Origin of the sequence: Psittacicella gerlachiana (assembly GCF_003585965.1) — a bacterium.
GTDB lineage: Bacteria > Pseudomonadota > Gammaproteobacteria > Enterobacterales > Psittacicellaceae > Psittacicella > Psittacicella gerlachiana.
Window position 1 is genome coordinate 1 of record NZ_NRJF01000274.1, and the last position, 2,176, is coordinate 2,176.

The following is a 2,176-nucleotide window of genomic DNA, read 5'->3' on the forward strand; positions in this document are numbered from 1 at the left end:
ATCATATATAATGAATGAAAAAAGATATACACAATTAAAATCCTAGATATGAAAGTAGTTTTTACTAATCACTTACAATTTCTTCCTCAAGAAGAACAAAGAAAATTAAATAACCTCTTCTCTAAAGCTTGGCATGAACAATATTTGTTAAAAATTCAAGAACAACTTTTAGAGCTAAATATTCCTTTTATAGATGCAGACTTACTTCTCGAAGGGGTTGATTTTGCACAAATTCCTTTTAAAAAAGAAGATCTTTATCAAGCAACTATTACTAAAGAGGATATTAACCGAAGTAAATATTTTTACAAACTCTATCAAATTCTCGGGCAATCTCACAATAGCGACTGGCTAGAAACTTCTTTTATTGATTTAACCCAAAGCAATAAGAGCAACTCTGTCTACTTAGCCTGTGCCACAATTTCAAAAACTAAGGACTCAAATCTCAGCCAAGAGTTATTAGAACAAGCAATTTTAGATCGCCTTAGTAATCTAGACCTTAATACTCGCAAAGATGAGTGGATCTTATTTTTAGATAAATATGCTATATTGCACCCAAAATTCTTTAGCAAGCTCAAAGCTTTTAGCAAACTAAGAATTACCCCTGAAATTCTTTGTTTGAGTGAACCTAGTCACGAAGAATATCTAACCCAGCAGTTGTTGCACTTAAACGAAAATAGTAGCGAAGCTAAGTCAGATCTCGACGAACTTTACTGCCATACCCAAACCTATTTAGGAAAAAATAATTCACTTGGGGATATAGTTAACATAATTTTTGCTCAAGACTATACTCCACAGTATGATTATAAAAAAGCTTATGCTCGTTATAACAAGCCTACGGACTCTTATTTCTTTGTCAAAAGATATGATTCGAGCTTTGCCACTAGTGCATTTTTTATTCGAGTTAGTACTATGAAAAAAGTAGGAGCGATTAAACCTCTACATCGTTTGGCTAATGATATTTTCACTCTTGCTAATGGTAATACTTCACCAGATATTGCTTTTGTTCGAGGCTCTTGGGCTTTAGCTCCTAATTTACCTGCAAATTTACTGCAGCTCCCAAGCAATACTGTTGTTAGATTGTTTAGTAGTAAGACTCGAGGTTTAGGTTGTTATATCCGTCAACTTCGTTTGACAGCAAGTTTAGATACTGACAATTTGCAATAACTTAAATTTAATTTAGGAATAATTTTAAATACTTTTTAATTTACCGAGACTAAGGCGATTTTTTATCTAGAAAAAACGTTAAAAAATATTTGTCAAAACATATTAAATTATTAGAAAAAAATTTATTTTATCGGTATAATTTAATTATGTAGCGTGAATTATTTTTTAAGCAATAAATTATTTATCAACTAACGCTATAACGCACTTTAAATTGCTATAACTTTACAACTTAATTTTACTCACAAAGAAAAGAGCTGATCTACATTGTAATATAACCATTACTTTGCTTATATTATAAATTTACATATACAGTAAAAAATTTAAGCTCTTTCAAGCTTCTTCTCTCAACTAAAACAATATCAAGAAGCTTGTAAAAATAGGGATTATAATATGTCAGAAGAAAAAAAATCATTTACACCAAGAGCTAACGTTTCAAGACGTACAAGCACTACAACTATTGTTGGCCGTCGCACTCAAGGCAATAACAATTCAGGTCGCCCTAATTCGCGTCAACAATCTCAATTTAATCGTGGACCTAATCGTGGTCCTGCTAAAGGTGGCAAACCAGGATTTGGCAGAAAACCAGCTCCACGTCGTAAAGTCTTAACTGAACAAGAAAAAAGAGTTCTTGAAGATAAAAGATTAAAACGTGAACGTCTAGAGCAAACCTATCAAGAATTGCATGCTAGATTCCCTAATGCTTTTAACCGTGAAAACGTAAAACCTTTATCTGTAGATGTACATAAAAATTTATTTGAAATTGCAACTGCAGAAGGTCCGTTACGTAAATCAGCTTTACGTCAATTCTTAGCAAGTTACATTCGTAACGATGAATACCACAACGCAGCTTTAAGACTGAAAAAACGTTTTAACTTAGATGGTGAACCTGTAGCTGAATTAAGCGAAAGCGAACTAGACTACCACCGTCAAAACTTACGTCCTAAAGCTCGTCCTCGCAAACCAGCATTTAATAAAAAACCAGGTTTTGGTGGCAAAAAACCAGGTTTTGGTG

Annotated in this window: 2 protein-coding genes; both read left to right on the forward strand. The window is 32.8% G+C overall.

Annotated features, from left to right (window positions below; translation table 11 throughout):
- The first annotated feature begins 48 nt into the window (after window positions 1-48).
- Entirely contained in the window at window positions 49-1,164 is a 1,116-nt protein-coding gene (locus CKF59_RS07590; protein WP_119535302.1) for a hypothetical protein, read from the forward strand.
- Between the two features lie 390 nt (window positions 1,165-1,554).
- Window positions 1,555-2,176 (forward strand): ProQ/FINO family protein (locus CKF59_RS07595; protein ID WP_147397157.1); only part of this gene is annotated, 622 nt, incomplete at its 3' end.